The sequence below is a fragment of the Dietzia maris genome, assembly GCF_014144855.1.
Taxonomy (GTDB): Bacteria; Actinomycetota; Actinomycetes; order Mycobacteriales; family Mycobacteriaceae; genus Dietzia; species Dietzia kunjamensis.
The window spans coordinates 1-4,340 of record NZ_JAALDN010000426.1; the positions used below are offsets into that span (position 1 = coordinate 1).

General features: G+C 72.1%; 6 protein-coding genes and 1 pseudogene. All 7 read right to left on the reverse strand.

The features are described 5' to 3' along the window. Window positions 1–783: chromosome segregation SMC family protein (locus tag G6024_RS13640; protein ID WP_159148941.1), on the reverse strand; the 783-nt coding region annotated here is incomplete at its 3' end. Window positions 784–799: 16 nt separating this feature from the next. Further along, window positions 800–1,090 (reverse strand): acylphosphatase, encoded by a 291-nt coding sequence (locus G6024_RS13645; RefSeq protein WP_119192437.1) that lies wholly within the window; start codon window positions 1,088–1,090, stop codon window positions 800–802. Then, window positions 1,087–1,575 carry an OsmC family protein gene (locus G6024_RS13650; protein WP_119192436.1) on the reverse strand — a complete coding sequence of 163 codons (489 nt, stop codon included), beginning with the start codon at window positions 1,573–1,575 and terminating at the stop codon, window positions 1,087–1,089. The genes G6024_RS13645 and G6024_RS13650 overlap by 4 nt, the downstream gene beginning before the upstream one ends. 32 nt (window positions 1,576–1,607) lie before the next feature. Next, window positions 1,608–2,525 carry a bifunctional DNA-formamidopyrimidine glycosylase/DNA-(apurinic or apyrimidinic site) lyase gene (gene mutM / locus G6024_RS13655; RefSeq protein ID WP_096905310.1) on the reverse strand — a complete coding sequence of 306 codons (918 nt, stop codon included), beginning with the start codon at window positions 2,523–2,525 and terminating at the stop codon, window positions 1,608–1,610. A gap of 1 nt (window position 2,526) precedes the next feature. Further along, window positions 2,527–3,225: a ribonuclease III gene (rnc, locus tag G6024_RS13660; RefSeq protein WP_159148942.1), complete on the reverse strand. Its 699-nt coding sequence runs from the start codon at window positions 3,223–3,225 to the stop codon at window positions 2,527–2,529. Continuing rightward, entirely contained in the window at window positions 3,222–3,821 is a 600-nt protein-coding gene (locus tag G6024_RS13665; RefSeq protein ID WP_159148943.1) for a YceD family protein, read from the reverse strand. Before G6024_RS13665 ends, rnc begins: the two co-directional genes overlap by 4 nt. Before the next feature lie 23 nt (window positions 3,822–3,844). Then, window positions 3,845–4,340: pseudogene (locus G6024_RS13670) on the reverse strand (DivIVA domain-containing protein); the annotation flags it as partial.

Consider the following 4,340-nt stretch of genomic DNA (forward strand, 5'->3'; position numbering starts at 1 on the left):
GCGGTCGACCGCCTGCGCGACCTGGTCCGCCAACCGGGCGCGCACACTCTCGGCGTCCGCGAGCTCGCGTCGACGGGTGACGAGGTCGTCGGCGGCGAGGCGGAACGTGGCGTCGCGCAGGTCCGCCTGGATGGTCTGCGCCCGGCGCGCGACCTCGGCCTGCCGCCCCAGCGGCTTGAGCTGGCGCCGCAGTTCGGTGGTGAGATCGTTCAACCGGTCCAGGTTGCCCTGCATCCCGGCGAGCTTGCGCTGGGCCTTCTCCTTGCGGCGCCGGTGCTTGAGGATGCCGGCGGCCTCCTCGATGAACGCCCGGCGCTCCTCCGGCTTGGACTCGAGGATCTCGGCGAGTTTTCCCTGGCCGACGATCACGTGCATCTCGCGGCCTATCCCTGAGTCCGACAACAGTTCCTGCACGTCCATGAGTCGGGCGCGGTCGCCGTTGATCTCGTACTCCGCGGCGCCGTCGCGGAACATCCGGCGGGTGATCGACACCTCGGCGTAGTCGATCGGCAGCACGCCGTCGGAGTTGTCCAGGGTGAGGGTGACCTCGGCGCGGCCGAGCGGCTGCTTTCCCGTGGTCCCCGCGAAGATGACGTCCTGCATCTTGCCGCCGCGCAGCGATTTGGCACTGTGCTCGCCCATGACCCAGGTCAGGGCGTCGACGACGTTGGACTTGCCCGACCCGTTGGGCCCCACCACGCAGCAGATTCCGGGCTCGAATCTCAGGGTCGTCGGCGCCGCGAAGGACTTGAAGCCCTTGAGCGTCAGCGACTTGAGATACACGGTTGTCGATCCTAGGTCAGCGTTCGACGAATCCCGGGAGTCCGCCCCGGGCCGGCTCCCAGGTGTCGACGACGAGGTCCACGTGGCCGGGGGTCCCGCCGCCGCGGAGGAGTTCCAACAGGTCACGGCACGCGGGCTCCGGTCCCTCCGCCACCACGTGGACGCGCCCGTCCGGCTTGTTGGCCGCGTACCCGCTCAGCCCCAGTTCGAGTGCCCGGCTGCGGGTCCACCAACGGAAGCCCACGCCCTGGACGCGGCCGTGGACCCAGGCGACCAGCCGGACCCGGTCGGCTCCCGGGGCGCTCATGCCTCGCCGCCCCCGGTCTCGAAGCCCAGCTCGATCTCGGTGCCCGCGGTGAGCGTCCGGCCAACCGTGCACGCGGAGTCCACCGAGCGCCGGATCATCGCCACCAGTCGCTCGGCCATCGCCGGGTCTAGCCCGGACAGGTCGAGCTCGTAGCTCTCCTCCAGCAGCGGGTATCGCTCGTTCTCGCGGTCGGCGTCTCCGGAGACGCGAACGGTCGCGGCGTAGTCGTCACCCAACCGGCGGGAGATCGTGAAGTCGGAGGCCATGGCCGTGCAGGCCCCGAGCGCGATCTTGAGCAACTCCCCCGGGGTGAACACCCCCTCGACGTCGGCCGAGCCGATCTCGACCCGGGCTCCCCGGGAAGATGTCCCCACGTAGCGTCGGGTCCCGGTGCGTTCGACACGGAGATCGGGAGCGGGGTGCGCCGCCTGCGGGGCGGCCGGCGCGGGCGTCTGCGTGAGGGTGGGGGGCGTCGACTCAGTCATGCGGTCATCGTACGACCGGTCCGCGGGCCACCTCAGCCCCGCCGCGGCGCGCGGGACCGACGTGGCGGGCGGGACCGGCGTGGCGCGGGCTGGCAGACCGGGCAGAAGTGCGAACCGCGGTTCATGAAGTCCTCCCGCACCACGGCCGTCCCACACCGCGCGCACGGCAGGCCCGCCCGTCCGTAGACGTCGAGGGAGCGATCGAAGTACCCCGAGGCGCCATTGACGTTGACGTACAGCGCGTCGAATGAGGTGCCGCCGGCCGCCAGCGCGTCCGCCATCACCTCGCGGGCGTGCTCGAGGACCCCGGTCACGGCGCGGAGTGTCACGGCGCCGGACCGCCGGCGGCCGTGGAGACCGGAGCGCCACAAGGCCTCGTCGGCGTAGATGTTGCCGATCCCCGAGACCACGGTCTGATCCAGCAGGAGGCGCTTGATCTCGGTGTCCCGGCGTCGGATCGTCCGGGCGGCGACGAGGGGGTCGAACCCGGGCTCGAACGGGTCCGCCGCGATGTGGGCGGCCGGCGCGGGCAGGAGCTCCCCCGTGCCGTCGAGAGCCTCCGCCAGTGGGACGACGGTCCACCCGCCGAACGTCCGCTGATCGACGAAACGCAGCTCCCTGCCGTCGTCGAGCTCGGCTCGCGCGTGCAGATGGCGTACCGGCGGCGCACCGCCCTCGGCGACCAACATCTGCCCGCTCATCCCCAGGTGTACGAGCAGGCAGTCCGCTCCCGCCGCGTGGTCGGAGTCCAGGGTGAGCCACAGGTACTTGCCGCGACGCCGGGCGCCGCTGACGGTGCGGCCGGTCAGACGCGCGACGATCTCAGGGGCGCCGCCCGGCTGCCGGCGCGCGGTGCGGGCGCCGGTGACCTCCACGGACGTGATCACACGACCGACGACGTGATCGGCCAGGCCCCTGCGGACGACCTCGACCTCGGGTAGCTCGGGCACGTCAGCGTGTGGTCCCGTCCAGGGCGGCCCACGCCTGCTCGGCGGCCTTCTGCTCGGCCTCTTTCTTGGTGCGACCGGTCCCCTCGCCCAGGGACTCGTCGCCCACGAACACCACCGCGGAGAAGGTCTTGTCGTGGTCCGGCCCGGTGGAGGTGATCTCGTACCGCACCCTGGGCCTGCCCGTCGACGCGCACTTCTCCTGCAGGCTGGTCTTCCAGTCGAGGGCCGCCCCCAGATGCGGGACCACCTGCAGTCGGTCGCCGATGATCCGTTCGATCAGACCCCGGGCCGTCTCGAGCCCGTGGGTCAGATAGACCGACCCGAACACCGCCTCGAGGGTGTCGGCGAGGATCGAGTGCTTGTCGCGACCGCCCGTCAGTTCCTCACCGCGGCCGAGCCGCAGGTGATCTCCCAGGCCGCCGGGGCCGATCTCGCGCGCGATGTCGGCCAGGACGTAGGTGTTGACCAGGCTCGCACGGATCTTGGCGAGGTCCCCCTCGGGACGGTCCGGGTACGCCGTGTAGAGGTACTCCGTCACGACCAACTCGAGCACCGCGTCGCCGAGGAACTCCAACCTCTCGTTGTGGGGCAGACCGCCGTGCTCATAGGCGTACGACCTGTGGGTCAGAGCCTGGGTGGCGAGGTCGGCGGGGAGGGCGACCCCCAGGACAGAGTCCAGGGGCGACGGCTGCTCCGTCACGCGCGGTCCTCACCGGCGTCGCCGGCTCCGGTGGACCCGAACTTCTCCGCCAACCCGGCCCAGCGCGGGTCGATCCGGCCCTCGGCGTCGCCGGAGACGCCGTCGGGAGCGGGGGTGTCCAGGTTGATGCACTCGTCGTGTCCGTAGTCGGTGCACGTCGGCGACATGGGGAACTCCAGACCGAACGCGTCGACGAGCGCGGGCTCGAGGTCGAGCAGGTCGCCGTCCAGCAGGCGGACCTCGTCCTGCTCGGCGGCCTCGGCCGCGGCGGTGCCCTCGGCCGCGTACATGTCGGTCAGGTCCACGCCCACCGGGGCGGAGAACTCGCCAAGGCAGCGCGCGCACTCGACCTCGGCCCGACCGGTGACCGAGCCGGTGACGAGCACACCCTCGTCGACGTAGGTCAGCATGAGGTCGAGGTCCACCTCGGAGCCCTCGGGGATCCGGATGAACTCCACGCCGATGGCCGAGGGGAGGACGGCGGCACGCTGCACCGGCACCATCGAGCCGGGGGCGCGTCCGAGGACGCGGGTGTCGAGGACGAGCGAATCGGCGGCGGGCCGGCCGTGGCGGGGGGTACGGGAGGTGGTGGACACGCCCAGCAGACTACCCGCCGGGGTCAGTAGTCCCCGTACCCGTCGCCCGGGCGCTCGTCCTCGCGGACCCCCCGCCGGCCGGTGGGCTCCCGTCGCCCGACCGGGGCGACACCGTGCAGCTCCTCGCGACCCCGGCTGACGGTGCGGAGGGTGGTGCCGAGGAACTCCTCGAACCGGGCCATCTTCTCGTCGATGTAGGCGTCGCATTCCTCGCGCCGACGCTCGCTCTCGGCGTGCGCGGCGTCTCGCACCCGCGCGGCTTCCTCGTCGGCGATGCGGACGACCTCGGACTCGGACAGCATCCGCTGCTGCTCCTGCCGGGCTTCGGTGATCGTGCGGTCGTAGAGGATGTTGGCCTGTTCGACGAGCCGGTCTGCCTCCGCGCGGGCGCGGCTCGTGGTGGACTCGGCGTCCCGACGCGAGCGGTCGAGGAGCTCCGCCGACTCGGCGCGGGCGTCGCCCACCAGCCCGTCGGCGTGGGTGGTCGCCTCGGCGACCATGCGGTCGGCGCGGGCCTTG